Annotated in this window: 1 protein-coding gene and 1 pseudogene; both read left to right on the top strand. The window is 66.6% G+C overall.

The window, feature by feature from the left end; all coding sequences use genetic code 11:
* Positions 1-430 (top strand): annotated as a pseudogene (locus GBZ26_RS29745) (NAD(P)(+) transhydrogenase (Re/Si-specific) subunit alpha); the annotation flags it as partial.
* A gap of 13 nt (positions 431-443) precedes the next feature.
* The coding region (locus tag GBZ26_RS29740; protein WP_174441843.1) for a proton-translocating transhydrogenase family protein at positions 444-703 on the top strand (260 nt) is incomplete at its 3' end.

Raw genomic sequence — 703 nt, 5'->3', positions numbered from 1 at the left:
GGCGGCGCTGGTGGCCGAGCACATCAAGAAGCAGGACATCGTCATCACCACGGCGCTGATCCCCGGGCGCAAGGCGCCGATCCTGGTGACGCGCGAGCATGTCGCCTCGATGAAGCCGGGCTCGGTGCTGATCGATCTGGCGGTGGAGCAGGGCGGCAACGTCGAGGGTTCGGAGCTTGGCAAGGTCGTCGTCACCGACAACGGGGTGAAGATCGTCGGCCATGCCAACTACCCCAGCCGCATCGCCGAGAGCGCCTCGCTCTTGTACGCCAAGAACCTCCTCGCTCTGCTGCAGGCGCTGCACGACAAGGAGAAGGGCATCACGCTCAACTGGGACGACGAGATCGTGAAGGCCATCGCGCTCACCCGCGATGGGCAGGTCGTCCATCCCGCCTTCGCGGACGCGGTCCGCGAAGTCCAGACCGTCTGAGGAGGCGGCTTCCATGGAACATCCCGATCCCGCGAGCCAGATTGAGGCCTTCCGCCACTCGCTCCTCACCCTGACCAACCAGACGGCGGAGCTTCAGGTCCAGGTTGCCCAGATGACCCACGCGATGCCGATCCCGGCGCCCATCCTGGACGCGGCGAGCCACGGCAACTTCTTCATCACCGGCCTGACGGTGTTCGTGCTGGCCTGCTTCGTCGGCTACTACGTGGTGTGGCGGGTGACGCCGGCGCTGCCCTCGCCGCTGATGGCGGTGAC

The sequence above is a fragment of the Azospirillum formosense genome (assembly GCF_013340925.1).
In the GTDB taxonomy this organism is placed as follows: Bacteria; Pseudomonadota; Alphaproteobacteria; order Azospirillales; family Azospirillaceae; genus Azospirillum; species Azospirillum formosense.
Note: the sequence above shows the minus strand (reverse complement) of the source record. Positions and strands in the feature narration are given on the sequence as shown.